Genomic DNA, 26,383 nt, shown 5'->3' with positions numbered 1-26,383 from the left:
ATGCAGGAAATAAACAGAACAGAAATAGCGACCTTAGGTGAGTTCGGCCTCATTAAACATCTAACGAAGGATATCGAGTTAAAAAATCCGGAAACCCAATATGGTGTGGGAGACGATGCAGCCGTATTGGAATTTAAAGATAAAGAGGTATTGGTGACCACAGACTTACTGATGGAAGGGGTACATTTTGATTTGGTTTATACCCCATTGAAACATTTGGGATATAAATCGGCCATCGTAAACTTCTCGGACATTTATGCTATGAATGGTACTCCAAAACAAATCACAGTTTCTATCGCACTGTCCAAACGCTTTTGTATTGAAGATTTAGAACAGTTCTATGATGGGCTAAAACTGGCTTGTGAACTACACCATGTAGATATTGTGGGTGGAGATACAACTTCATCCGTAACCGGGCTCGCCATCAGTATTACTTGCATAGGTGAAGCGGACAAGGACAAAGTGGTTTATCGCAACGGCGCACAAGATACAGACTTGATTTGTGTCAGCGGTGACTTGGGAGGAGCTTATATGGGACTTCAACTTCTAGAGCGTGAAAAGGCTGTTTTCCAAGGAGAAAAAGAAGCAAATCCGGATTTTTCCGGAAAAGAATATATTTTGGAACGTCAGTTAAAGCCTGAAGCACGTAAGGATATCATTGAGAAACTGGCAAAAGCGGGAATCAAGCCCACCGCTATGATGGATATTTCCGACGGCCTTTCTTCGGAACTGCTACATATATGCTCACAAAGCGATACCGGCTGTCGCATTTACGAGGAAAGAATTCCCATTGATTACCAAACGGCTGTAATGGCGGAAGAACTGAATATGAATGTGACAACATGTGCTTTAAATGGTGGTGAGGACTATGAGCTATTATTTACTGTACCTTTAACAGAGCATGAACGAGTTTCGGCTATAGAGGGTATAAAAGTGATTGGTCACATCACCAAACCGGAGCTGGGATGTGCCCTGATTACCCGTGACGGACAAGAGTTTGAGCTGAAAGCGCAAGGTTGGAATCCACTAAAAGAAAAATAATTTTAATTAAACAACACTGATAATAAGCACCTTATGTTTTTATCAGTGTTTTTTTTTAGAAATAGTTTGTAGTTTAAAAAAGTTTCACTACCTTTGCAACCGCAAACAAGAAATAATGGTGCCATAGCTCAGTTGGTAGAGCAAAGGACTGAAAATCCTTGTGTCCCCGGTTCGATTCCTGGTGGCACCACCAAAAAGCTTTTCAATTTTAGAAAACCCTTGAATTAGAGATAGTTCAAGGGTTCTTTTTTTACCCTCGCTACGCATTTCATTACATATTTGTGAAGTTGGATTTTGCCAGTTCAGTGGCTTTTTTTAAGGCTTTTGAAAAAGCCATAAATATGTATCATACTTCATTGTTTTTCAACTGTTTGACAATTTCAATCTCCGGTGTGAAAAAGTAATTTTGCACACATGACCGGATGGAGTTGAAAATGTGAAATAAATTTAAAAATTCGGTATTTCCCATCGGGATAAAAAAAGGAATCGAACCCGGGATACAAAAGGCAATTCGAACCTGATAAAAATGGGATTTTTATGGCTATTCCACAAGTCCCTCAAAAAAGCCACCGAATTTAACATTTCGTTTCACGTCCTCATGCCATCCGGTTTTGACGAAACAATTGGATGTAACACCTCTAAAAAAACAAAAGTGATGAAACAAGGAACAATGAACATTCTTTTTTTCGTGCTCAAAACGAAATTGTTGAAAAACGGTGAGGCCCCCGTACTGATGCGGATAACCATCAACGGGAGCTACGACGATGCCCGTATCCAAAGAAGCGTGCCTCTGAACTTATGGAATGCGGCCAAAGGATGCAGCAAGGGCAGGGACAGGGCATCCATCGCATTGAATACCTATATTGCGGAGTTACACGCACGTGCCCTCGAGAAACACAAGGAACTGGTATTGGAACAGGCCCTGATTACCCCGAAACTGATCCTGAAACGTGTTTTCGGGAAAGACACCGAAATGCGTACATTGCTCGGTACCATGCAGGATGGCATCAAGGAAATGGAAACACTGACAGGCATAGACTACTCTCCCGTTACGATCAACCGGTACAAGAACGTGGTGAAGAAATTGCAGCGGCTTATCCCCTCTTATTACGGCAAGGAGGATATCACCTTCCATGAGCTGACACCGGAGTTCATCCGCGCGTTTGACATTTACCTGAAAACGGAGGGGGGACTGTGCCGTAACACGATAGTCCGCTACATGAAATGTTTCAAGAAATTCACCAACATGGCATTGGCAAAGGAATGGATGCGTAAGAATCCCTTTTACGGTTACAAGATGGAACAGGACGAGACCGATCCGGTATTCCTGACCTACGACGAGTTGCAGGCCGTCATGAAAAAGAAATTCACCATCCCACGGCTCGAGCTGGTCAGGGACATATTTGTCTTCGCGTGCTTCACCGGTCTGGCGTTCTCCGATGTCGCCACTCTGAGTGGTGAAAACCTGGTACAGGACAATCTCGGTGACTGGTGGATAAGGAAGGGAAGGGTCAAGTTGGAACACCGCAGAAAAGCGTCTTCCATCAGCAACATCCCGCTGCTGCCCGTTCCACTGGCCATATTGGAGAAATACAGGGAACATCCGATCTGCGTAAAGAAAGGATGCTGCCTGCCTGTCATGTGCAACCAGAAAATGAACAGCTACCTCAAGGAAATCGCCGATTTCTGCGGCATAAAGAAAAATCTGACCACGCATGTGGCCAGGCACACTTTCGGGACCACCGTCACGCTCGCCAACAATGTACCCTTGCAGGACGTGTCCGTCATGCTCGGACATGCCTCCACACGCATGACGCAGCATTATGCGCGGGTCATGAACAGCAGCCTGAAAGAGGCGATGAACAATGTGAAGGAACGTCTGGAATGGTAAACCTAATTTCCGCAAGCGAATGAAATCAGAGATTGCCATGCATTTTTTAGTGAGTTTATTATCTTTACATTGTGTTTTAGTGAAACGAAGGTGCCAAAGGTCCACTCTTTTGCATAACTTCCCCTTACCCCATGAAGCGACTTGAGGCAATACGCATTACCCACCATTAGAATAAGGATTAGCCAAAATCCTGTTGAAAGGCTATTTTATACGCTGGATTCTCGGTATAGATGTTTAGCACGTACGTCCTTGAAGTCCTAATCCACTTTGCGGCAACCGAGATGTATTTGAAAACGAAAGTCTTAATACGACTCGATATGGATAGGCCAAAATCCTTAACGTTTAATTTTCGGATGATCGTTTTGTAGAAGTTCCTTATCAATGCAGTCATCAGCAGGTATACTGCATTTTCTGCCATGAATGACTTTGGCAAATGTTTCCATCCAAACCCGTTGTTCATGTCATCGAGGATTCTTTCCTTCCCACCGCGCAGGTTATAGAACTCTACGACATCCCTTATATCGGATTCGAAATCATTGGTAAGGATACACCGGTAGGTATATTCTCCTTCCCATAGCTCCCGTATGTCATCTGCTCTTCTTTGTCTTTGGATGACAAGACGGTATGGTTTCCCCTTCCATTTTTCTACGACAATCGAGTTCAACTCAAACCTGATCCCGTTGATTTCCTCAGCTTTCCATCCCCTGAGAGCGAACATGTCTTCATAAAAAGCGGAGCATCTGTTGGCTCTGATATAGAAGTACTTGCAATGGGCCTTGACGGTATCTACAATCTCTTCGGAGCACGACCCACAATCCATACGGGCTCTATTTATATGAATGCCGTTCCATTCCAGCCTGGTGAAGATTCTTTCCAATGTACACTGCTGACAGAACCGGACATTCGTGTTGCCATCCCGATTTTCAATGCCGACAATATGGTCACCTATAACGGCCACTCCCGGGCTGTATCCTGTGAACTTCTTGTATGTACGTTTGGCATCATACTTCTCCGTTTCAATGAACTGGTGGTCAAAATCCAGATCGTAACCCTGCTCCTGACATAATTCTCCGGTAGCAATGAGAGACTTGACCAACAATTCGGTCATTGTGTCAGCTGTATTGAAGTCATATGATTTACCTGAGTCTGGAGATGAATACGTTATGTTGTCTGTAGTCAGTTCTTTTATGGCGCGAAGAATCGTGTCTGCGCTGCAGGTTTTAAGTTTGGGATGCAGGGAAAGATGGGGCATGAGATGAGTGGATATGTCTTCAATGCACGAGCCGCCACAGAAGAATACGCACATGAGAGAACGGATGATTTCACTGTATTGGTAACCATAGGTTCTGCTACGCAGTCCTAATGTGGAGTCGATTACGTCCGATAAAAGAGCATCAAATTGCTCCATGATTGAAAATATTCCGCCAAAAGGTGTGATTGAATCGAATTTTATTTGTACTTTAGCCATGTCTGCTGAAGATTGGTTTGATTTTTACGCAACACGAAGTTAAGTAAATCTTCGAACATGACAAAGCACTGAGTAATATATTACTACTCACTGCTTTAAATTATTCTTATACAAAAGTGTTGCGGAAATTAGGTTTATGTTGATAATAATCACTTTCTGATGCAGGAATTCCTACGGCTAATGCCACTTTATCCCAATTACATGAACCTATCCTGCCTGAAAACGGCTGCAAAAGTAACGATTTTCCACGAGCATCCAGCCAACAGTCTGTCACAAAAATAAGGGTGGATAGAAAGTGGATAGCATTAGAGTAGTCAGGCGGACAAAAGATATCCTAAACTATTTTCAACACACGTAATCAGCAATCAATCTTTATTCAGATCGTATAAAAAGAAGGATATAGAAAAAGATGGGCTGCAAATTTATAAAGAAGGTAAGCTCATTGCAGATGTATCCGTTCCTACGAATTTTAGAGTAATGGGATATATGGCACCCTATTATTATTCGTATATCATACCCAATATGGACGAGGAAGACAATTCATTAATGCTATATCGTTTTAGACTATAAGTGAAAGTCACAAAATAGGCTGAAAGCTCAGTGGTCTTCCTCGCCCATTTTGTCTCTTTTAACCCAATTCGGTCGTTAGAACGAATAAAAATAGTCAGTCGCTTTACTTTTCTCGTTCTAATGACTGATTGAGGTTTATCCGCTAAAAGCCCTACTTAGGCCACATATCTACTATAAATTCTTTATTCCAGGCATCTTTCTCCGCTAAAACATATTCCGTTTCCCACTTGCCTAACGAATATCCCACTATATGCAATTCGGCTCCTGTCTTACCGGCCAGCTTAAACTTGCCGCTGGTGTTGACCTTGAACTGATAGTCGGAACCCGTTACTACACTTGCAGACAGATCTGTTGAAACAGAAGGACCTACTTTAACGAAAGGACCTCCGCAATAGGCTATATTGACTTCCGTCTTGAAATATACACCCAGGCTTGCAGCCACTTCACCAGAGTAAGTGATGTTGGTTCGATCTACATAGCAGTTAAACGAATGGTTGTATTCTTTATAAAAGACCCAGCCTCTGTCTCTTGCATAGGAAGGACCCAGCTTAAAGGAAGAATCAAAAGTCATGGGCAGAGTTATGCCTATCGTGCCTTTTGCATGTGCATTACAGTCCATAGTTAAAGTGGGTATAACCATGACCGAAATGTGAATGGGACCTGCTATCGGGAATACAACTACAATAGGAGGATAATAGACTAATGGGACTTCACCGCCGCTTGATTTATCCTTCACATCCCATTCAACGAACAGAGGACCATCCAGTTTGTACTCACCTGTGAAGTAGCAATCAAAGTTACGTAATTTGAACCAGGAAATGTTGATGCCGATTTCAAGGTCTAATGCTGTGTGGGTCTGTACATCCTTCAGTCCAATGCGTAAGCCTTTTTCTTCGTATGAATAATTGGTTATTCCATCCTTGTTGAAAATATGCCATGTAGCTTCTTGGGCCAGCAGCTCTTCGGCTGTTGCATACTTTTTGCCATTGTCTTCTGTACCGCTGAAGATAACCACGCTGGGATGATAAACGCCGTCTTTGGAATAACGGTTCTTCAAGCCTTTCTCGCCGTAGTTAACATACAATTCCGTGCTCAGCTTGAAGTCGCCATGCTCTATCAGGTCTGCCAATGTACCTTGGGTTGTCGTCAGAATAGCATCCTTTCCGTTTGCCGATACATTTGATACCTTCCGAATGAAAGGTGGCGTGTCAATGCTGCGCCATATAGACAACACATCGTTCTTGTTTACCTTTGTCTTTATCTTATCCAGGTATGCCTGGCTCACACGAATCTGTGTTGTGTCAGCATTTAAGATCTCCACATCGTTCGGATTGATAAAATCAAAATAGTTGAGAGCTTGGGCATTTTCTGCAAGCTCAATTTCGCCTTTCTCAATAGGCGGATCGGGAGAAACATTGTTATCGTCATCGTTGTCACAAGATATTACCGTAAGTGATACGAAGAACAAGGCAAGAAAAGCAAACTTGCCCGATTTGAAAAAAGACCAATACTGCTTCATAAATGTGGATTATTTTACGCCTTCCAGGTTTCTTGGAAGAACCTGATAATACATGGAAGCGTGAAACCGGAACACCGCATTTTGAGTGGAGTCACAACAAAACAAGCATAACGCTTCCTCAATTGTTGATATACCTAATTTCCGCAACACTTTTGTACAAGAATAATTTAAAGCACTGAGTAGTAATGTATTACCCAGTGCTTTGTCATGTCAGAAGATTCACTTAACTTCGTGTTGCAATAAAAATCAAACCAATCTTCAGCAGACATGGCTAAAGTACAAATAAAATTCGATTCAATCACACCTTTTGGCGGAATATTTTCAATCATGGAGCAATTTGATGCTCTTTTATCGGACGTAATCGACTCCACATTAGGACTGCGTAGCAGAACCTATGGTTACCAATACAGTGAAATCATCCGTTCTCTCATGTGCGTATTCTTCTGTGGCGGCTCGTGCATTGAAGACATATCCACTCATCTCATGCCCCATCTTTCCCTGCATCCCAAACTTAAAACCTGCAGCGCAGACACGATTCTTCGCGCCATAAAAGAACTGACTACAGACAACATAACGTATTCATCTCCAGACTCAGGTAAATCATATGACTTCAATACAGCTGACACAATGAACGAATTGTTGGTCAAGTCTCTCATTGCTACCGGAGAATTATGTCAGGAGCAGGGTTACGATCTGGATTTTGACCACCAGTTCATTGAAACGGAGAAGTATGATGCCAAACGTACATACAAGAAGTTCACAGGATACAGCCCGGGAGTGGCCGTTATAGGTGACCATATTGTCGGCATTGAAAATCGGGATGGCAACACGAATGTCCGGTTCTGCCAGCAGTGTACATTGGAAAGAATCTTCACCAGGCTGGAATGTAACGGCATTCATATAAATAGAGCTCGTATGGATTGTGGGTCGTGCTCCGAAGAGATTGTAGATACCGTCAAGGCCCATTGCAAGTACTTCTATATCAGAGCCAACAGATGCTCCGCTTTTTACGATGACATGTTCGCCCTCAGGGGATGGAAGGCTGAGGAGATCAACGGAATCAGGTTCGAGCTGAATTCGATTGTCGTAGAAAAGTGGAAGGGGAAACCATACCGTCTTGTCATCCAAAGACAAAGAAGAACAGATGACATACGGGAGCTATGGGAAGGAGAATATACCTACCGGTGTATCCTTACCAATGATTTCGAATCCGACATAAGGGATGTCGTAGAGTTCTATAACCTGTGCGGTGGGAAGGAAAGAATCCTCGATGACATGAACAACGGGTTTGGATGGAAACATTTGCCAAAGTCATTCATGGCAGAAAATGCAGTATACCTGCTGATGACTGCATTGATAAGGAACTTCTACAAAACAATCATCCGAAAATTAAACGTTAAGGATTTTGGCCTATCCATATCGAGTCGTATTAAGACTTTCGTTTTCAAATCATTGCTGTCCGCTAAAGTTTAGTGTAGTACGATTCGCCTACCCGCAGTGTCACTTGATAGGCATTGCGGGTGTTTGTTTTGTCTGGTAAGCCCCTCTATCCAAAGAGCAGGAGTTCCTTGGGTGGCGATTCTGCCTCGGCTACCAGTTTTGACCAGTCTTTGTCGGGTTCTTCGAGGAAGGTGTAGAGGTTGACGTAATACATTAACATGATTCTGACCATTGTTGCCAATCCCGAGAAGCTCCAGCTGCGTTTGATGCGTTTCTTCAGCACCATCAGTAGAAGGTTGGCGATGAGGGTTATCCATATCTGGATTTTGATGGCATTGGCGCTTTCGCCGTAAAAGTACCGAAGGGGGAAGTTCTGCTTTATCTGCTTGAACAACAGCTCTATCTCCCAGCGTTTCCGGTAGATTGCCACAATATCCTCGGCGCTCATCTCCATGTCGTTTGTGAGGAGGGATATGAGCTTGGCCCCTCTTTTCTTTTGGTCGACGTAGGTGACTATGCGTGCATGGTGCTTTATATCGTCGCCATCTTTGACCTTCTTCGTGAATGTCACATGGCGTTCCCGAAGTGCCATCAACCCACTTTCTGTCATGTATATCGTATCAGCAGAAACCTCATAGACAAGATTCTTCTTCATCTTGGTGACATATATGACACCTGCCCGGCTCAGCTCCTCGAACTTGGCGTAATCGATGTAGGCCCTGTCCAGGGCAACGATGTCTCCGCTTGTGTAATTTGACGGCTTGAGCATGAAACTGTCATTAGTGGCGGCAGATGTGAACCTGATATCTGAAGAAACTCCCTCGTTTGCATGGATATTGGTGTGGACCTTTATGCCGCCTTTCTTCTTCCCCGTCTTCGGATGGCGTCCGACTCCCGTGAAGATAAGGTTGGAGAACAGGCTGATTGTCGTCGAATCGATAATCTGCAGCCGGTTTATCCAACTGGAAGATGGATTGTTTCGGCTGTCCGATGAAAGTTCGTTGCGGTATGTCTTGTACAGGTCGCGATAGATTGCCTCAAAGATTCCCTCTGACCTGCGTGCATTTGCGTCAGACAGAGTACTGCGCCGGGGCATCATGCTTATCCCAAGATGGGCAAGCTTTCTCGCTTCAGGGAACATCGAGTCCGTGATTTCCCGCAGCGAATCGAACCGTTTGATCACGGCATACAACATTATCAGCAGATGCTGCCAAGCGTCAAAGTGTTTGACATACCGTTCGCCGCCCTTTTCTTGACTGATTTGGAGAATTTTTGACTTGTCCAGCAAATTTATCAGCTGACCATATGCCGGCTGTCCGTTGAAATGACTACCTTTGTTCATCGTTATTGATTTATTTTTTAGCAGAAACAAAGGTAACGAAAAAGGCTGGACCTCCGAGAGGGGATTCAGCCTTGTATTTTTGATTCGGTCAAACTTTTACCGGACACCAATATTTTCAAATACATCTCGATTGCCGCAAAGTGGATTAGGACTTCAAGGACGTACGTGCTAAACATCTATACCGAGAATCCAGCGTATAAAATAGCCTTTCAACAGGATTTTGGCTAATCCTTATTCTAATGGTGGGTAATGCGTATTGCCTCAAGTCGCTTCATGGGGTAAGGGGAAGTTATGCAAAAGAGTGGACCTTTGGCACCTTCGTTTCACTAAAACACAATGTAAAGATAATAAACTCACTAAAAAATGCATGGCAATCTCTGATTTCATTCGCTTGCGGAAATTAGGGTAAATATGCAACCGGCCCGTCATTGAAGGTATCTGAAAAGGATACCTTCTTTTTGTTATACTGTCTGTTATCCATTTTCTCTGGAAAACATCTTTGATCTTCATAATCATCCTACGCTGGCGAAATAATTCATCATGGACACTACATATCCAAGTAACGGTATCAGTACACCGATTACATATACCATAGCGTACCCCAAAAGGACGAGAGGTAATATTTTACGGTAAAGACCGGCGATAACAAGAAATATAAACAAAAAACAAGAACCATAAACTCCTATTTGAAAACCGGGCATCAATTCATAAACGGGTACGGGCTCGGGGTTAAGCATGGCTCCGGCCACAATGGAATAAAGACTTGCCAACAATATAAATAATGTATACAGGCAGCTCTTAAAAATCCCGGGATCGTTTCTTTTACAATAGAGAATTGTTTGGATATCACTCCTAAGAAACTCAATACCCAGCAAGAGAGCTACCATGACACCCGTATCAAAAGCAGAGAATATATTCATTTCAATCAATCACCTTTGACGCGAAGACATGTATTTATTCCGGAATGCCACGCCTTCGCTTGTTTTACGATATGATATTGATATCCGATAGTTTGGAAAATATTTGAAAAACCTTCGTTGTATGCTTTTAAATTTGCTCATTACACTTATTACATGTTGTATCCGACAAATTGAAAATCCCAGCCATTCTTTCAATTTCTTACCTGCAAATATAGCCCTTTGCCGGGTTGATTGCGCAAGGCGGCCCCTTTCAGGGGCTGGTTGGCTAAAAGAAAATCATCCTCGCTTCGCTGCGGTATTTTCTTTTGCCAAGCCTTGCGCAATCCCCGGCAAAGGACAGTCCGGCAAGTAAGAAACCGAAAAACCGGCTCCACGGAGCCGATCATGTCAAACAAACTAAAAAAATGAAGGTATGAACAGAGAGACAACAAGCAAAGTCCACAAAGGACAGCAGGGTGCCAATCCGAAAATGAGAATGTTGGTTTATCGGGAAAGGAGCTATCCCGCACGGAAGGTGCAAGGCAGGGACGGAAGCTATACGGTTGCCGCAGACAGCCTGGTGCCGGAACTGCTGGACGGCATCAGAAGCCTTGACCCGGCAGCTTTCAAGCTGGACGAGGAAATCGCCTGCTATTGCTCGGACGAGGAAATCCAAAAACTGGCGGACGAAGAACTGGTAGAAATAATTTATGAATGGCAACGGTTATGACTGAAACAACAACAGCAAAGGTCCGGGAAGAACAAGTAACGGGCCTTACCGCAGAGAATGCGCACCGGGTCACGATGATCCGGGAAAAGGGTACGGACCATCCTCCCGTACCGTTCCATTTCAGAAAGGAGCATCATGGAACGGGCAACTATGTACACCTGTACGGAAATCCGGAAGATCGGAATGAATTGCATTCCAGGGACTTCAAAGACTGGGAAGCCGTAGCGTTCAAACATCCTGGCTATCTGGAGGATATGTGGAAACAGGCTTGCGACGCATACGCCTGGAGTTCCTTCGACCCGGAGATTCGTGGCGAGACGGACATCATGATTTACGGGGAGGAGCTGCACAACGACCTGCAACTCATGCAGGAAGAGGAACGGGATACATACATCGCCGCCTACCGGAAAAAGCTATCCGCCCAGCTCTCGGCCCTCTCACGCTGCGCCAACCCGATGGTGACGGGACGAGGCGGATTTGATTACCACAGGCAGGAGAATACGAACAGAAGCTATCAGAACCGCTACGAGGAGTTCCGCAATTGGCGGCAAAAGGTTCTTGAAGCCGTCAGACGAAAAAAGGAAGCCGCACGACCGGAGGAAGAAAAACTGGAAAAGGCATGGCAGACGCTCAAACGCGACATCAAGAGCAGCGCCGACACCATCCACGGGATTGACACCGGACAATGCCGGGGTTATAACCGTGCCCTGTTCGTCAGCAGCATCCTGAACAAGGTATCCACCTTCGCCAATCACGGGGAAGTGGAAATCGTCCGCAGGGCCGTGGACTTCATTTCCGAATATAACGCAAGGCTAAGGAAACCCGTCATCACCCCGAGAAACAAATTCTTCCAATTGCCGGAACTTGCGGAACGGATGCGCGAAAGGCTGAAAGCGGTGCAAAGCCGGGAAAACAAGGAAGTGCCGTTCGAGGGCGGGACACTTGTATGGAACTATGGGGAAGACCGCCTTCAGATCCTGTTTGACAGGATTCCCGAAGACAACAGACGAAAGGAACTGAAATCCTCCGGATTCCGCTGGTCACCCAGAAACAAGGCATGGCAACGGCAGCTCACCTCCAATGCCCTCAGTGCCGCCAAGAGAGTGTTGAACCTTCAAAACATCTGAACCATGAATAACGACAAACTGAAATTCGTAGTCGATTCACGCAGTTTTGACGGCAGCTGCGTGACCACCATGTCTGACGGAATACACGGCGACTACCATCATGAGACACTGGAGGAACTGAGGGACAGGGAAAAGAACCCGTACCTCACAGCCGTGTCCGGAAATACCGTCCGCAAGATGATACGCATCCACCTGCAATCCCTCTGCGCCCCGTTCAGTGAGATTACGGAAGAAAGATATTTCGACTACATGGATGTCTTGCCCCCCATCCGCCATACCCGGAATTTCTTTTTCCTGGGAGAGCCTTATCATGCGGACATCTACCGGTTCTGCTTCCGGGCGGGCGGACGCTACTTCACGGGACTCCGCTCCGTTACCACGCCAAGAAAGGAGCTGGAACGGCAGATGGACAACCATTACCGGAACATTACCTTCAAAGGAGACATCCTGAAAGAAAAGCCGATGGTCATCTCCGGCCACGCACGGCATGCTTCTATAATTATAGTTCCTTATCTGTTTCTTGACATAAATGGCGAGAAGAAGTTCATCTGCAACCTGATGAGAGGAACGGACGAATCGTCAGGCAGGGATGTAAGGCTGGAAACCGCCAAAATCCTGCGAAGCCTGCGCCGTCATCATTTCCTCTACTTCTCCGGCTATGAGGAAAACGACGATATGGACAAGTTCCTAGGCGAAGTGATGAAGAAAAAGCACACCCTGCTGGCAAATGGCAACTTCCTCCAATATCCCGTGAACCGGGAGTCCGTGTCGTTTACCGGAACGGTCAGGGAAACAGGCGAGCCGTTCTTCTTCCGGATTTACGACAGGGAGCTGTTCCTGCACCTGTTGTACGTCCTGAGAGGCATCAAAAGGGAAAAAGCTAAAATATAACGTGACACATAACGACGGTATGGTGACTGTCTTTCCTACCCGTCACCATACAAAAAAAACAATGAGATCATGAGAACTGTGACCGAAGAATCGTTGCGACGCAGGCTGGCCCGTCTGGAGTCGGCCCTGGAAAGCGAAAAGGCACGCCTGAGAAAAGTATGCGGCGACATCCCCTGGGGAGCCGGGATGAGGCGTACCAAATGTACCCCCTCATTCCGAAGGGAGGACGAACTGATTGGGAAAATCAAGGCGGTGAAACAGCAACTCTCCCAAATGTCCGCAGGCGGTGACAATCACACGTTTAAAGAAACAGGCAGATGAATGCCGGCCAATTAACTTGCAAGTCAATAATTTTAAAACCAGTTACGAATATGAACACCCAATTAGCTATAATCCGTTCAAAGGGAAAAGAACATATCTGTTACCGGGAAGAGGAATGTTTTGTCGATGTATCCTATCCGATGGTGACATTTACCAAAGGGGAGGATGATTTTGAAATTGTCAAATGCGACCATCCGTCCATGGAAGAGACTTTCCTGTATCAGGAAAGCCGTCTCTCAATCGTGATTGAAATGTACCATAACGGCTGGCCGGCATTGTCTCTGAAAGATCCCGTGACCCATGAGATATACACGGTCCTGACGGTCAACTTAGAAGATAAGGCGGCATTCTCACTGCCTGACAGGGCATTCGTGGACATCAACAACAATCCTGATGCCATGGAGTTCCTTCTGTCCAACAAATTGGCTGAGGATACAGGTTATAGACGTCAGAGCGGCTGGGTAAGCTACCCGATGGTCACACTTAACCTTCCGACGTTTTACAGGCTTGACCCACATGCCTTTAGCGCAATATTGAATATCCGGTAATCCTTCCGGGCAATGAATCTGGTATCAACAATCAAATGGAAAGAATCATGAAAAGATATGACATAAGAGTAAGGTATTCCTTCGAGGGCACTTACACGGTAGCGGCAGAAGACCGCGATGAAGCAAAAAGAATGGTAAATGACGATTGCGGTCTTGTTTTGGGCGGCGATATCCACACGACACGCGATGACGATGAAGTGTTGGACTGGGATTTCTGTATCCATCCCGACACGCGGATTCTCTCCTTGCAGGAAAGAGGCGGAAAAGGAAGTTTACCGTCAGAAGCCGTTGATTTCAGCGGCAGGATCAAGGAACTGCGGGGGGACATCATCGACGCGATACGGCAGTTGCTCCATACTCACTGCGTGAAAGAAATTCGTCTTCCGGAAGAGGATTATGATCCGGTCTGGGTGATATGGTTTGGCAAGAACGGAGAACTATATGAATGCAGGGTGACAGGACTCCGGGTAACGGCGGACAGCCTGACCGTCCTTGCCGAAGAGAAAGAAAGCGGTGACGAGGTGCAGTGTCACAGCCCGTTTGAACTCGGCGCAAAGAACATAGACTGGCTTCATGAGATGTATGAGGCTGTGTGGCATCAACTGAGAGAAACAAACAATGTAGAATCACAAATAGAAGAACCATGAAATATCAAGCGGAAAATACCGTCTCCAGTTTCTTCTACTACATGTGGAACGCCTGGAGCGAGGAGGAATGCAAAGCCGTGTATGGCGGCATGTACCCGCATTTCTGGGAAAAATGGTGCGTGGCGACAGGCAAGGGCACATTCGGCGCGGCGGAACGGTTCTACCTGGAACTCTCGGAAGACAACCGCAGGATTCTGGTGGAACGGGCCGTCTCGATATATGACGGACGACGCTTCAGAAAAAGGAACAGTAACCCCAAAAATCAAACAGTATGCAAGGAAACATTATCAGTCTGATCAGCAGCTCATGCGGTTGCAGTCAAACGGAAGCACGGGAGTACCTGGACTCCGAAATCCGGTATCTGCGCGAATTGCAGGAGGCAGATGATTTGAGGGAAGATGACATGGAAATGGCCTGTCTCAACCTCGGTCTTGACCTTGACTACCGGGAATATTTTATCAACCGCCTCGCAGGGGCATAAAAAACTCATGGCTATGACTTATTTTCAGAACATACACTCTCTGGCGGACTTGAAGAAAGAATACCGCCGGCTGGCATTGGAGCACCACCCGGACAAGGGTGGCGACACTGCGATCATGCAACAGGTGAACACCGAGTTTGGAAGGCTTTTTGAGGCTTGGAAAGACAAACCGGATATTCCCGCGACTTCAACCGGATATGAATATGACTATTCGGGAGCCACGGCAAAGGAATACACCGAGTATGTGTATAACGAATACCGCTGGAAAGGCCGCAATTACAAGGGGCAGCATGCGCCGGAAATCGTGGCACTGGTACGGGCATGGCTCAAGGAGACCTATCCGGGATACAAGTTCTCTGTCAGACGGGAGAATTGCCACTCCATCCATATCCGGTTGATGAAAGCGGATTTCGAGGCGTTCACCAAAGAGTCTGGAAAAGTTCAAGGCGATGTCAACCACTATCATATCGATTCAGACAAATACTTGACGGACAGGGCAAAGGATGTAATGATGAATATCTGCGATTTCATCATGTCGTACAATTTCGACGACAGCGACCCCATGACGGACTATTTTCACACCAACTTTTACCTGACACTTGGAATCGGAAGTTACAAACAGCCGTACAAGGTGGAACCGCCCAGACTCGACAGCAAAGACAAACCGGAGGTATTCAAGCATCCGGAAGGTCCGGCACACAAGGCAATGCGCCGGGCATTGGGCAAAGCGCGTTTCGGCTTCATCGAAAGCCGGAAGTATGCCGGGGAAATAATTCTGGGGGAAGACTGTTTCGGCTCACGGGGCGAACTCTATTTTTGGCCGAAGGAATATTCAAGCGCAAAAATGGCCCAAAAACGCATCGACAAACTGGAGGAAGCCGGAATAAGGTGCGAACTCACCGGTTATAACGGAGGATACATCCGCCTGCTCGGGTACACCCCGAAGATGAGAGATTCCCTGGAGCGGGAACGTCAGGAGTATGCCGCCGCGTATCAGGCATGGTACTCAAAACAGAATTTGAAAACAATCTGATTCAGAAATTATGGATACAAACAATTTGGACAAGTGGTGGTACGGACTTCCGGAAAACACCAAACAAGCTATAGGAAACGATGAGATATGGGAAAAACTGGATATGCCATCCCGTTCGGCGCTACACCGGTATTCCCTGCTTAGAATTTACGGAACGGCAAAAGACAGGGACGAGGAACGCACGCTGCTCAATGAAATCGCGTGTGGACTGGGCGACCTTGCCCTTGTCCGTAAAAACGGCATCGCGTTGGAGGAAATGTGCAACGGGAACGGGGAATTTTACGATGAATACCAGGATCAGTTCAATATATTATATGACAATTACGGACACATACTAGAAAATATAAGCTGGCCGGACTGGATCGGACATACAATTCCGACAAACAGGGAACTGGTCCGGTTATTGGAACATCACGGTTACAAGCGTATGGAAATCGATACCGACAGAAGAATCCCGAAAACTTTCTATGTTTTCCGTCGTGGGTTGCACATCAACGCAAGCGAGGACTTGTCTTACCACATCGTACCGCAACAGGACAGTTTCGGACTGGGGCGTTTTGCGGTATGCGCTACCAAAGAGGGTGAAAGCTCCCAGCTGGGAACTGACTGTGCCCGGCTCTTTTTGAGGCGCTTCCTTGCCTTCCTGAAGGGTGAAAGAAGCGGAAAAGAGATTATAGATGTAATATGCAACAACCAACAAACTGAACGATAGTATGAAAGCAAAAGTATTCAAGTACAAGTCTGACGGGAATACCGTCGTGGCTCCTTATATGGAACTGGAGCCGTACGCAGAGAATGTATATCTCTCCCTGTCGAGAAAGAACGAATATGGGAATGAGGACGATGACTGTTTCCATGTGGTCTGCCGGATTGAAAACGTTTATTTTTCCAGCGGGCAGTATTCACGCCGGTTCCTCAAAGGAGAAGGCCGCAGGGAGGAAGCCGCCGCCTATTGCAGGAACTGGATCGCGGATACGCTTCAGGGCGCGGAAAGAGGAGCCTTCGTCAGATTGATCTCCATCCGTGTGTTCAATGCCCTCGGACTCGACACCGCACCCTTGCTGCAAGCCCGTGAGGCATACAAAAGGAAGCAGGAACAGAAACGCAGGGAGCGGGAAGAGAAAGAGGCGGAAGAGCGCAGAGCGCGGGAAGAGCAACATCAACTGCTGCTCGATGAACAGAAACAGAAATTCCTGGACGGGGAACGGATCACGGGAGGAATGTTCCTTGAAATCACCGGAAGGGATGGTTTTGACATCCATATCAGAACCAAAGGGACATTCAACAGGCATGTAAGAGGCATTGACAGGAACGGAACCATCAGTTTCCGGAAAATCAAGGGCCGCCGGACACCGAACTTTACCGGATGCCATAAGGCCGTGCCCGCCTATCTTGCGTTCATAACAGAAAAAGAGGGCAAACAATAAAATCCGGGACGGTAACGGCTTGTTCCATGCAGCTGTTACCGCTACCATCTTCCGACCTCACAACTCACGGTTCAGCGCCATTGCCAGCGGAAACATCAACCGGTTATAGGCTTTAAGCTTTTGTAGGTTCAGCACATATCCGGCATAAGGGTTGGTCAAATCGGTGTAGAAGAATACATCGGTAAATCCTGCATGTTCTTCCACTATTTCACCCTCCAACGGAATTTCCTCCACATTGAACCGCTCCAGAGGCAGCTCTTCCAGACGGGCATGCTCCACATTGCCCAATACGTTCAGGTTGCGGTTAAACAGCACGAACCCTTTCTTCCTGTAATCCACACGCATACCATACGGACGCTCCACAAGGAAAGCATCCGTCGCTTTCTTTAGATAGTTTTCCATAATCCTGAAATTAGAAATTGCAAAAATACAGCATTTGTCCGGCAATGGCGAACAAATCAGGAAGATTATCTAAGGAATCCACACAAAATCCCACAACAAAAAACAACCGTATATTTTATTTCCCACCCTGCAAAGGTAGTCCCGTGTCCTGTGTACCCGTATAAGGTCAGGCCCCTTCGGGGTTGGCTGAAAGAAAATCATCCTCGCTTCGCTGCGGTATTTTCTTTCGCCAAACCTTGCGGGTACGGCCACGGGACTGTCAGGCAGGCGAGAAATAAAAATACCGGCTCCCGGAGCCGGACGTGTTTAACAGATAAAAATACAAAAGTCATGAAAATCCTGAATGAAGAACATTTCGAGAATGTAAGGCGTTATGCCGAATCCATCGGTGACACCTCGCTCCAAAAATGTCTGGAACGGTTGAAAAGCTGGGAAGAAAACCCTGATTATCCCTGCGAAATCTCACTCTACTATGACCATGCCCCGTACTCGTTCGGCTTCACACAGCGCTATCCCGACGGAAGGACAGGTATCGTGGGCGGCCTGCTCTATCATGGAATACCTGACAGATCGTTTGCCGTAACATTGCAGCCGTTCCACGGATGGCAGATACATACCTGAAAAACATGAGACCCGACAATGACCGAGAAGCAGACTTCAGAACAGAGAATCCGAGGTCTGCTTTTTCATTTCTTGCTGTAAAGATAGCTGTTTCCCGGGCTGATTGTGCAAGGCGGCCCCTTTCAGGGGCTGGGTTGGCTGAAAGAAAATCATCCTCGCTTCGCTGCGGTATTTTCTTTCGCCAAGCCTTGCCGCAATCCCCGGAAAACAGACTGAAAAGACATCAAGAAATAAAAATGCCTACCCATGTAGGCCGATGTTTTACTTAAAAAAGAACAGATATGGAAACACTGGATTATAACCGGCTACTGCCTGTCTCCCTGTGGCAATACAACCACCATGGGGATGAAGGGCCGACTCCCGCACTTTTCGAGGAAACGTTCGGAAAGGTCTATGGAAGTCACTGTTACGAAAAATGGACTGGCTGCTTCAAGCAGAATCTCTGGGACATGATTGCCTGTTTCAGAAGTGAGAAGGAGAACGGACAGAAGTTCTGCGACATGGTTGCCCGTCAGGTCAAATTGTACCAACAAAAACGATCTCAATATGAAGTACGCTAATTTTTATGACCTGGAAAGTCTGACTCTTCTCAACAGGCATGAAGGGTGTGCCTGCTCCATAAAGGCGTGTGACGTGGAGAAGGTGAACCGGCTGATTTCAAGGATGCGGGAGGACAGGGAAAGAGTCGGTTTACCGACTGCAGGAGATGTTGTCACTTATATCACCCGTGGCGGTGACTATTATCCGCAGGCACACATTGAAAGGGGCGATGACCGGGAAGTTCATATCTGCCTTCTCCCACAGACACCTTTTTGCCATGAAAATGAAAAGTGTACCGGTTACAGTACCGAAGGAGGCCCTTGGGTTACAACCGGTCCGGAATTGCTGATTCCCGATGGCATACGCAGCAAACAGTTCCGGATGTGGGGGCATACCGGAAGGCACAGGAACGGTGCCGTCCTCTTCCACACATTCGTCAGGGCATGGAAATACACGGAACCCGATCCTCTGTACGGAAAGTACACCACAAAAGAATGGACGAGATACCTCATCGAGTGTCAGCCGGATATTGAACCGGCTGATGCCTTTGTCTATCGGAATGAGGCATTCACCCTTTACTCGCGGGAAGAACTGGAACGGCTGGTCGGGATTCTGCACGGAAAGCTTTTCAACGGATTCCGTCCCGGTCTGTTCATACTCTGGGCATACCGTATGGAATGGAAGGAACTTCCCGCATGGGAATGGAACATGCTGAAAGCGGACACCCATCTCTCTTTCCTTGGCATTTCTCCCGTCAGGATACAGACTGACCATAAAAGACATATAGTAACAATCTATAAAAAATCAGAGTAATATGGCACCATACAACACACCGCAGGCGATACGTCCGCTTGAGAAAACGATCTGTGATTTCGCCTATTCGAACGGCTACGATCCGATATCCGTTTTCAACGATTTCCTGCGCTATATCGTTCACGGGTTCTCTCCCGGCGCACCGCCCCTTATGGACTGGAAATACAAACGGCAGCAGAACAGGCATTTTATGGAAATGCTTACCGGATGGATACGGCTCATGCAGCGGGAATTGCAATCCGGCGGATGGTTTGATGCGTTCGGTGACCTCTTCATGGCAATATCCTCCAAAAGCGGTCGGCAGGTGAACGGACAGTTCTTCACTCCGCCGGATATCTGCGACCTGATGGTCTTATGTACCGATTCGGGGGAGACAGCGACAGGAAAACGTATCTGTGACCCGACATGCGGAAGCGGAAGGCTGCTGCTGGCATATCATGTACGCCACCTGGGTAATTATCTGGTTGCAGAAGATGTCAACCGTACCTGTTGCCTGATGACCGTTTGCAACATGCTCGTACATGGCTGCATAGGTGAGGTCATCCACCATGACAGCCTCTTCCCCGAAAACTTCATGGACGGCTGGATGGTAAACCATACACTGACTCAGACGGGCATTCCTTCCATTCGCCGGATGAGCGAGGAGGAATATCGGACAAGCAGGAACATGTCCGTTGACCTGCTCAGAAAGCGGAAAGAGAAATTGCGCCAAATGCAGCCGGACAAGAAACAATTGCCATATAAACATGGCAGAATTTATAAACAATAAACCGAATGATTATGAAACTGAATGTTAGCAATGAATTGAAATCCCGCCTGATGCATGCGGCGGAAAACGGGAGTGTGATAGCCAAAGACATCCTTTTGGAAGTAAAAAAGAACGTACCGGTGGAAGAGATCATACGCGGTACCTATAACTGCTTCTCCACCAAGCGCAAGCGGACGGAAGCGGGCACGTTCAAGAAAATCCGGATCGTGTTCACGGCCTGCAGCAAGGATTTGGCCCATCCCAGTTTCCCGGACCGGAACAACCCGCAGGCACCCTGGTTCCCGGAGAATCGTACAGTTCTGGAACCCTCCACGTTTGTTGAACTGTTCAAGAACCTGCCCAAGTACTCACCCGACGAAATCAATTATTTCTGTAGCGCCCTCTCATTGGACAGCAAAGTCACGGTCAGGCTGCATGAAAGCATGAACGACTTCATGGAAGCCTATCTGGAAAGCAACTACAGCCCCATCGCCGACAGTGACACATCCAGCCTGCACAGTTCCTGTATGAGATATGAGGACAAGGCACGCAACGCCGCTGACTTCTATACCAACTTCGCCGGCGCTAAAATCCTTGTGGCAAGGGACGAGAGCAACAACATACTCGGACGGGCTGTTGTATGGAACGAGGTAACATTGTGGAAATCAATAAATACACCGATTGCCGCCTCCCTGCTGGACCGCATCTATTTCTCACACGCATTCGTCGCTGAACTGATCCGCAAGCAGGCGCAGGAGGCGGGCATCCTGTTGCGACGCAGATACAACGATTATACACATACAACGGATTTCACCGTACTGAATCCCATTGAGGGGCAGGAATGGGCGGTCGGAGACAATATACAGGTTTCATTGACGGTGAAAGTGCCCGCCTGTAGGTGGCACAAGAAAGGGGTGCCTTACCTCGACACGTTCTACAGTCTTCATCTGACGGAAGGCAATCTGGAACTTAGAAATACGGAGGGCGACACAAGCATAGCCTCCTGCCGGAGCACGGAAGGGTGCGCAAACAGGAGAAAATATGTATGTCCCAAATGCGGAAAGATACATCCCTTTCCGGATATGGCATTCTGCAAGAATTGTCAAGATATGTTCTATATATCCACCGTATTCGGAAAAGTATTGAAAGGCACGTCGGTGGAATACAAGGGAAAGAAATATCCGTCCTTCCTCTTCAAGAAGGGACGTCCCGTACCGGAGTTCAGACGGTACCTGCAAATCGAAAAGTTGTTCATCTCCTAAAAAGTCAGTATCATGGAAAAATTAATGGCTCTTTACAACATCTCCTCCCCCTCCGGTAAGGAGGGGAAGATAGCCGGGTTCATCATCGGGGAACTCAGGCGGATGGGGATTCCTTTCCGGCAAGACCGGTACGGAAACATCTACGCGGTCAAAGGCAACCGGGAAAGCTACCCCTGTGTCGTGGCGCACATGGACGAGGTACACCGGCGCAAGACAGGCTCCTATGCGGCCCATCTTGTGGCGGACTCGATGATTGTCGGTTATGATCACAAGCGTAAACGGATGACCGGAATCGGCGCGGATGACAAGAACGGCATCTGGATCTGCCTGAAATGCCTGGAGGATTTCAAGGCGGTGAAATGTGCCTTCTTCGTACAGGAGGAGATAGGATGCATAGGCAGCGGCCATGCCGACATGTCCTTCTTTTCCGACTGCCGTTTCGTCATCCAGTGCGACCGGAAAGGGAACGGGGATATGGTAACACAAATCAACGGAATGAGGCTATGCTCCAATGAGTTCATTTCAGCGGTAGATCCCCGGAAGTACGGTTACAAGCCTGCACAGGGGCTGGCTACGGATGTGGCGGCATTGAAAAGGAACGGGCTGGAAGTATCCTGCGTCAATCTCTCCTGTGGATATTATGAACCTCATACGGACAACGAGTACACCGTCCTGGCGGATCTTTGCAAGTGCTACCGGTTTGTCCGGCACATCATCTGTTGCCATAAGGAAACCAGCACGCATATACCGGAAACGGAAAGAAAACCCTTCCCCGGATATTATGAATTGTTCGGACCGGCCGGATATAGCGAAAAGGATTATATCCGTCTGTCAAAAGAGTACAGATCTGAATTTACTAAAACAAGCAAGACAAGCCATAAGAACAAATTGTAATTTATCAACTTTAAAAACAAAAAATATGGAAGCAACAGTCATGCCGGCCACTGCACCGGTACAGAAACAGCAGGGACTCAACCAGGTAGTCATCAACAAGGTACGGCGAATGATAGAAGGCAGGCAAGGTGGTGTCATGGACACCATCAACCGTCTGCTCAGTGAGGGGCGGATCGCGCAGGATTTCATCGCTCCCATCGGGGTAAGCCAACGTAGCAAGGAACGCCCCGTTATCTCTTTCAAAGCGGAAGGAAGGGTACAGATGGCAATGCCCGAAGGGAACTTCAACCTGCACGGCAACGCCATAAGCCAGATTTCGGAGAAGATGGGCATTCCCGCCAAATACCTGCGCGAGCTTTCCGCCGGAGATGCCTGGCAGAAACAGTTGTGTGCCACCATCCTGAACGAACATTCGGGATGGACCGAGCGTACACGGGTACTGATACGTGCGGTAGGTATGGAGGTCCGTGGCGTGTTGTCGGACTCCTACCGCCGGCTCAACTCGGTGGACATCCTGACCGCTTTCATCCGTGAGGCGGGAGGACAGGGGGCGGTCGTGTCCGACGCCTATATGAACGACACGAAAGTATGGTGCGAAACGATCCTGCCCACTCCGATAGAGATACCCACCCGTAAGAACGGGACGGTCATCATCTTCGCAGGAGCACGCTTCTCCACATCCGACTATGGCAACGGCTCGGTGGACATGCGGTCGTTCCTGCTCAACGGGGCGTGCCTGAACGGGATGGTCAGGGAGTCCGTCATGCGGCAGATACACCTTGGAGGCCGACTGCCGGAATCCCTGTCCCTCTCCCAAAAGACCTACGAACTGGACACGCAGACCACCGTATCGGCTGTTTCCGACCTGACCAAAGGACTGTACAGCAAAGACACCATCATGCAGAAGGCCATCGAAATTCAAGGAGCATCGGAAATAGACGTGGATTTCGACAAGGAACTGAAGAATCTGGTGCAGAAAGGAGCCTTGTTGAAAAACGAAGGACGCGAGGTCGAGAAGTTGCTGATGAACAACAATCCTGACGACGGAGTGACAGGCGGGGCCACGCTCTGGAAACTGACACAGGGAATCACCGCCTTTGCGAGGGAACAGCAGCCGGAACGCTGCCGGGAGCTGCACGAAATATCGGGGCAGCTGATGAACCGGGTAAAGGTAAATTAAGAGTGGCTAAGACAAAAGCCGTGAACGGTGATGACCGGCATCCGTTCACGGCTTTGCATAATTTCAATCTAAGGTATATAGAACAGCTCAAACTCCTCTTTTCTTCTCCTCTCTATGCTTGGAATGACTTTCCCCCGATAACAGCGGAATGATATATATTCCTTATAAATATCCCGGTCGCCACTTTCCAGTTTTTGAATCAGTCTGCTTTTGGGTATCTTCCCGTTCCCAATCAGACGGTAACAGCCCACATTAAAGCCTAACAGACTTAAAAGCAGCGAGTCTTTTCCATATTTACGGAATACCTTCAGGCACCGTTCAAGGTCGCATCTCAAAAGTGAGTCCGCCTGCGCCTCGCTCAGGTTCTCGGTCAGCTTCTCATGGGGGAGCAGGCGGTGTCCAAAACCGATGTAAGGCATTTTCCCCCGGTGCCAGCCTTCCCACCGCTTGATACAGGCTACCGCCTTATCCTTGTCAGACGGGGGATTTTCCGCCTTGCCATACAGAACAAGTGACAGAAAAATCATAATAACCGGTATTCTTTTCATGCGGCCTCCGTATTATTATTGTCTTCCTCCGCTTCCTTTCCATTGAAATCATACGTCAACTGTTGCAAGTTTCCCCAGTTGTCCTCAAAATAGAGGTCAATGGTCTGCGCCTCCTTGTCGCTCTGCGAGGTATAGTAGAGCCGGAATTTCCATTCGTTCAACAGGTAACGGTCATTGGGCTTCAGCACCGTGCCGTCCTCCATCTTCAGACTGCCCTTTCCGTCGGGCTGAAAATACCTCAGTGTATAGACCGTTCCGATAAAATTTCCAGACGGCTTGATTTCCAGACGGATTTCCACCGTCTCATCACCGGCTATCTCATCCGCCACCGGCATGGACTCCACCGTGAACGGGTATTCCTGCTGAATGTCCAGTTCATTGTCACAAGCGGCAAGACCAAGGAAGGAAACCGCCATGCAGCAGGCAGCCATCATCATATCAAGGATTCTTCTTTTCATGGGCTTCTGTTCTTTTTAAGGTTAGAAAATGTATTTGATTCCGGCTCCATACTGGAAATGGCAGCGGCCGGATGCGCCGCCCCACATGAAACGCTCACGCAGGCGTATCAGCAGGGTTATCCTGTCCGACAGGTATCCCTCCGCTTCCAGTGTCACCGCGCCTCCATAGATGAAGGACTCACACTTGCGCAAGGCAGCTCCGTCATCCAACAGGCGGTTTCCGTTGTTCACGGCCTCGTAGCCCAACAAGGCGGAAGCGCCGAGGTTCAGAAAGAAAGACTTGCCGGATGTGGAAAGGATTGTATGATAATAACCGCCTTCCCCTGTATACTGCGACAGTGGGACATACGTGTTCCGGTAAGGGTTATTACGTTGTAGCATCTCACAGCCAAACACCCACTGGTTCCCTTTCTTTGTGTAAGTGGCAACAGCCAGCGAAAAGGCGTAGCCCGCATCATGGCGGTCTGCCCGGCTGTAAAAGCCGTCGGCCATTTCAGCGGTAAAGCGGATGGCTTTCATCCCCGGCAGCTGGCGCTGGGCTTCCGCCTGCCCCGTAAAGAGGGCAAGCAGGAGGATAATAAAGATGAAGTATCTTTTCATGGCACTCATCTTACTTTCAGTTCATTGACAGTCCCGGCGCGTACAAGGTCTTCGTTCTCTACCTCAAACGACTGATGGCGGCCACCCTGTTTCTCGTACATCTCCACGACCAGCTTCTTGCCGTCGGGGATGGTGAACTTGGGCAGGGCGAACACCGTCCGCTCGTTCTTCTTCCCGTCCACACGGGTCACATAGTTGAAGGCACGCAGCGGATAGATGACCTGCTCCTGCATGGCGGTACGCTTCACGATTTTCTTGTCTACAATCTTGAAAGTTACGAAGTCCACATCGAAAGGCACGTGCGTGGCGTTCTTCACCTCGGTATGGAAATAGAGCAGCTCGCCGTGTGCGTAAAGCCCCTTGAGCAGGTATTGAACCCCGAACCGCTTGCTGCCGACGTGCTTGACCTTGCGTTTGTCCTGCATATACACGGATTTCATGATCAGCCGTACTAGACGGGGAGACTCCCCGGCGAGTTCCTGCAAGTAGATTTCCATCGCATTGTTCGGATGGTTAACCGACTCCCCGTCATGGATGAAGTCACACATCTCTACGTTCAGCAGCAACGGCTCGTCGGCATACTTGACGTTGAATGTGTAAAAGTTCCCGTCCTCGGTTATCACGCTCATATTGGTTTCACTGCGGAAATGTTTCCGGGTCGCCTTCACACGGATGACGTTTTCCGCACCGTCCGCCTTGCCCGCTATCAGGTTGGGGGAACCCAAATCCACGTATCTTACGGGAGAGGGGAAAATTATATGTACGGTCTTGTCATACGTGATTTCCAGACCATGCGGGGGAATCATTTGGCTGAAGCCGATCTTGCGGCTCAATCCCTCGTAATAATCCCCGCTGCTTTGCTGCGCGTATGCAGTCACTGCGCCCATAATCAGGGCAAACATCATCAGAATCTTCTTCATGTGCGTTCTTGATTGGTTGGTG

At 47.8% G+C, this 26,383-nt stretch carries 30 protein-coding genes, 1 tRNA gene and 1 pseudogene; 23 read left to right on the top strand and 9 right to left on the bottom strand.

The annotated features are described in order from the left end of the window. The 3 genes from thiL to BVU_RS08125 all read left to right on the top strand — a co-directional run bounded on the left by thiL (nt 1) and on the right by BVU_RS08125 (nt 2,932). Nucleotides 1-1,041, top strand: coding sequence for a thiamine-phosphate kinase (thiL, locus tag BVU_RS08140; protein WP_005845048.1), 1,041 nt, complete (start codon nt 1-3; stop codon nt 1,039-1,041). A gap of 117 nt (nt 1,042-1,158) precedes the next feature. Beyond that, nucleotides 1,159-1,234: transfer RNA gene (locus BVU_RS08135), tRNA-Phe, on the top strand. A 462-nt stretch (nt 1,235-1,696) separates the two neighbouring features. Next, nucleotides 1,697-2,932, top strand: coding sequence for a site-specific integrase (locus BVU_RS08125; protein ID WP_005864602.1), 1,236 nt, complete (start codon nt 1,697-1,699; stop codon nt 2,930-2,932). A gap of 178 nt (nt 2,933-3,110) precedes the next feature. Here BVU_RS08125 and BVU_RS08120 read toward each other — a convergent pair whose 3' ends face one another. Both BVU_RS08120 and BVU_RS08115 read right to left on the bottom strand, forming a co-directional pair. Further along, nucleotides 3,111-4,400 (bottom strand): IS1380-like element ISBvu1 family transposase, encoded by a 1,290-nt coding sequence (locus BVU_RS08120; RefSeq protein WP_005640453.1) that lies wholly within the window; start codon nt 4,398-4,400, stop codon nt 3,111-3,113. A 721-nt stretch (nt 4,401-5,121) separates the two neighbouring features. Then, nucleotides 5,122-6,489: a hypothetical protein gene (locus BVU_RS08115; RefSeq protein ID WP_005640468.1), complete on the bottom strand. Its 1,368-nt coding sequence runs from the start codon at nt 6,487-6,489 to the stop codon at nt 5,122-5,124. A gap of 267 nt (nt 6,490-6,756) precedes the next feature. On the opposite strand from BVU_RS08115, the pseudogene BVU_RS08110 reads away from it, so the two are divergent. Further along, nucleotides 6,757-7,938 (top strand): annotated as a pseudogene (locus tag BVU_RS08110) (IS1380-like element ISBvu1 family transposase); the annotation flags it as partial. 97 nt (nt 7,939-8,035) lie between these two features. Here the strand turns inward: BVU_RS08110 and BVU_RS08105 are convergent. Together BVU_RS08105 and BVU_RS08100 are read right to left on the bottom strand one after the other, a co-directional pair. Next, the gene (locus BVU_RS08105) at nt 8,036-9,271 is read right to left on the bottom strand and encodes an IS4 family transposase (protein WP_005640472.1); all 1,236 of its coding nucleotides are present in this window, start codon (nt 9,269-9,271) and stop codon (nt 8,036-8,038) included. Between the two features lie 512 nt (nt 9,272-9,783). Continuing rightward, entirely contained in the window at nt 9,784-10,191 is a 408-nt protein-coding gene (locus tag BVU_RS08100) for a hypothetical protein (protein ID WP_005640474.1), read from the bottom strand. A 121-nt stretch (nt 10,192-10,312) separates the two neighbouring features. On the opposite strand from BVU_RS08100, the gene BVU_RS22715 reads away from it, so the two are divergent. The 12 genes from BVU_RS22715 to BVU_RS08040 all read left to right on the top strand — a co-directional run bounded on the left by BVU_RS22715 (nt 10,313) and on the right by BVU_RS08040 (nt 17,375). Continuing rightward, nucleotides 10,313-10,543 (top strand): hypothetical protein, encoded by a 231-nt coding sequence (locus BVU_RS22715; RefSeq protein ID WP_005792615.1) that lies wholly within the window; start codon nt 10,313-10,315, stop codon nt 10,541-10,543. Between the two features lie 60 nt (nt 10,544-10,603). Then, nucleotides 10,604-10,900, top strand: coding sequence for a hypothetical protein (locus tag BVU_RS08090; protein WP_005634950.1), 297 nt, complete (start codon nt 10,604-10,606; stop codon nt 10,898-10,900). Then, nucleotides 10,885-12,027, top strand: coding sequence for a hypothetical protein (locus BVU_RS08085; protein ID WP_007851204.1), 1,143 nt, complete (start codon nt 10,885-10,887; stop codon nt 12,025-12,027). Before BVU_RS08090 ends, BVU_RS08085 begins: the two co-directional genes overlap by 16 nt. Nucleotides 12,028-12,030: 3 nt before the next feature. Continuing rightward, complete coding sequence (locus BVU_RS08080; protein ID WP_011965239.1) at nt 12,031-12,918, top strand: hypothetical protein; 888 nt, start codon at nt 12,031-12,033, stop codon at nt 12,916-12,918. Between the two features lie 69 nt (nt 12,919-12,987). Then, the gene (locus BVU_RS08075; protein WP_041174428.1) at nt 12,988-13,239 is read left to right on the top strand and encodes a hypothetical protein; all 252 of its coding nucleotides are present in this window, start codon (nt 12,988-12,990) and stop codon (nt 13,237-13,239) included. 50 nt (nt 13,240-13,289) lie between these two features. Next, nucleotides 13,290-13,787: a DUF4313 domain-containing protein gene (locus BVU_RS08070; protein WP_011965237.1), complete on the top strand. Its 498-nt coding sequence runs from the start codon at nt 13,290-13,292 to the stop codon at nt 13,785-13,787. A 47-nt stretch (nt 13,788-13,834) separates the two neighbouring features. Further along, entirely contained in the window at nt 13,835-14,434 is a 600-nt protein-coding gene (locus tag BVU_RS08065) for a hypothetical protein (RefSeq protein ID WP_011965236.1), read from the top strand. Next, complete coding sequence (locus BVU_RS08060) at nt 14,431-14,730, top strand: hypothetical protein (RefSeq protein WP_041174427.1); 300 nt, start codon at nt 14,431-14,433, stop codon at nt 14,728-14,730. Before BVU_RS08065 ends, BVU_RS08060 begins: the two co-directional genes overlap by 4 nt. Then, nucleotides 14,706-14,915, top strand: a complete 210-nt coding sequence (locus BVU_RS08055; protein ID WP_041174426.1) for a hypothetical protein — start codon at nt 14,706-14,708, stop codon at nt 14,913-14,915. The genes BVU_RS08060 and BVU_RS08055 overlap by 25 nt, the downstream gene beginning before the upstream one ends. Nucleotides 14,916-14,928: 13 nt before the next feature. After that, a complete protein-coding gene (locus tag BVU_RS08050) occupies nt 14,929-15,948 on the top strand; it encodes an LPD29 domain-containing protein (RefSeq protein WP_011965234.1) in 1,020 nt (339 codons plus the stop codon). 10 nt (nt 15,949-15,958) lie between these two features. Further along, nucleotides 15,959-16,660: a hypothetical protein gene (locus tag BVU_RS08045; RefSeq protein ID WP_011965233.1), complete on the top strand. Its 702-nt coding sequence runs from the start codon at nt 15,959-15,961 to the stop codon at nt 16,658-16,660. 1 nt (nt 16,661) lies between these two features. Continuing rightward, complete coding sequence (locus BVU_RS08040) at nt 16,662-17,375, top strand: hypothetical protein (protein ID WP_011965232.1); 714 nt, start codon at nt 16,662-16,664, stop codon at nt 17,373-17,375. A 57-nt stretch (nt 17,376-17,432) separates the two neighbouring features. Here BVU_RS08040 and BVU_RS08035 read toward each other — a convergent pair whose 3' ends face one another. Next, on the bottom strand, nt 17,433-17,777 hold the full coding sequence (locus tag BVU_RS08035) for a hypothetical protein (RefSeq protein ID WP_011965231.1): 345 nt from the start codon (nt 17,775-17,777) through the stop codon (nt 17,433-17,435). A 330-nt stretch (nt 17,778-18,107) separates the two neighbouring features. On the opposite strand from BVU_RS08035, the gene BVU_RS08030 reads away from it, so the two are divergent. The 7 genes from BVU_RS08030 to BVU_RS08000 all read left to right on the top strand — a co-directional run bounded on the left by BVU_RS08030 (nt 18,108) and on the right by BVU_RS08000 (nt 23,835). Next, complete coding sequence (locus BVU_RS08030; protein ID WP_005789949.1) at nt 18,108-18,398, top strand: DUF4120 domain-containing protein; 291 nt, start codon at nt 18,108-18,110, stop codon at nt 18,396-18,398. A 281-nt stretch (nt 18,399-18,679) separates the two neighbouring features. Next, on the top strand, nt 18,680-18,958 hold the full coding sequence (locus tag BVU_RS08025) for a hypothetical protein (RefSeq protein ID WP_041174425.1): 279 nt from the start codon (nt 18,680-18,682) through the stop codon (nt 18,956-18,958). Next, nucleotides 18,945-19,751 carry a DUF4121 family protein gene (locus BVU_RS08020; RefSeq protein WP_011965229.1) on the top strand — a complete coding sequence of 269 codons (807 nt, stop codon included), beginning with the start codon at nt 18,945-18,947 and terminating at the stop codon, nt 19,749-19,751. The genes BVU_RS08025 and BVU_RS08020 overlap by 14 nt, the downstream gene beginning before the upstream one ends. Before the next feature lies 1 nt (nt 19,752). Beyond that, nucleotides 19,753-20,520 (top strand): N-6 DNA methylase, encoded by a 768-nt coding sequence (locus BVU_RS08015; protein WP_011965228.1) that lies wholly within the window; start codon nt 19,753-19,755, stop codon nt 20,518-20,520. Nucleotides 20,521-20,525: 5 nt separating this feature from the next. Next, nucleotides 20,526-21,761, top strand: a complete 1,236-nt coding sequence (locus BVU_RS08010; protein ID WP_032934307.1) for a hypothetical protein — start codon at nt 20,526-20,528, stop codon at nt 21,759-21,761. A 12-nt stretch (nt 21,762-21,773) separates the two neighbouring features. Then, entirely contained in the window at nt 21,774-22,655 is an 882-nt protein-coding gene (locus tag BVU_RS08005) for a hypothetical protein (protein WP_011965227.1), read from the top strand. Nucleotides 22,656-22,680: 25 nt separating this feature from the next. Then, a complete protein-coding gene (locus BVU_RS08000) occupies nt 22,681-23,835 on the top strand; it encodes a hypothetical protein (RefSeq protein WP_011965226.1) in 1,155 nt (384 codons plus the stop codon). 68 nt (nt 23,836-23,903) lie between these two features. Here BVU_RS08000 and BVU_RS07995 read toward each other — a convergent pair whose 3' ends face one another. From BVU_RS07995 to traN, 4 genes are read right to left on the bottom strand one after another with little or no spacing between them, the layout of a single operon-like run. After that, the gene (locus BVU_RS07995) at nt 23,904-24,383 is read right to left on the bottom strand and encodes a glycoside hydrolase family protein (RefSeq protein ID WP_011965225.1); all 480 of its coding nucleotides are present in this window, start codon (nt 24,381-24,383) and stop codon (nt 23,904-23,906) included. Beyond that, a complete protein-coding gene (locus BVU_RS07990; protein WP_011965224.1) occupies nt 24,380-24,841 on the bottom strand; it encodes a DUF3872 domain-containing protein in 462 nt (153 codons plus the stop codon). The genes BVU_RS07995 and BVU_RS07990 overlap by 4 nt, the downstream gene beginning before the upstream one ends. Before the next feature lie 21 nt (nt 24,842-24,862). Next, a complete protein-coding gene (locus BVU_RS07985; RefSeq protein WP_041174424.1) occupies nt 24,863-25,450 on the bottom strand; it encodes a conjugal transfer protein TraO in 588 nt (195 codons plus the stop codon). After that, entirely contained in the window at nt 25,447-26,361 is a 915-nt protein-coding gene (gene traN / locus BVU_RS07980) for a conjugative transposon protein TraN (RefSeq protein ID WP_011965222.1), read from the bottom strand. Before traN ends, BVU_RS07985 begins: the two co-directional genes overlap by 4 nt. Nucleotides 26,362-26,383 lie beyond the last annotated feature (22 nt).

Source organism: Phocaeicola vulgatus ATCC 8482 (assembly GCF_000012825.1).
Taxonomy (GTDB): Bacteria; Bacteroidota; Bacteroidia; order Bacteroidales; family Bacteroidaceae; genus Phocaeicola; species Phocaeicola vulgatus.
This window is presented reverse-complemented; position numbering and strand designations above follow the sequence as displayed.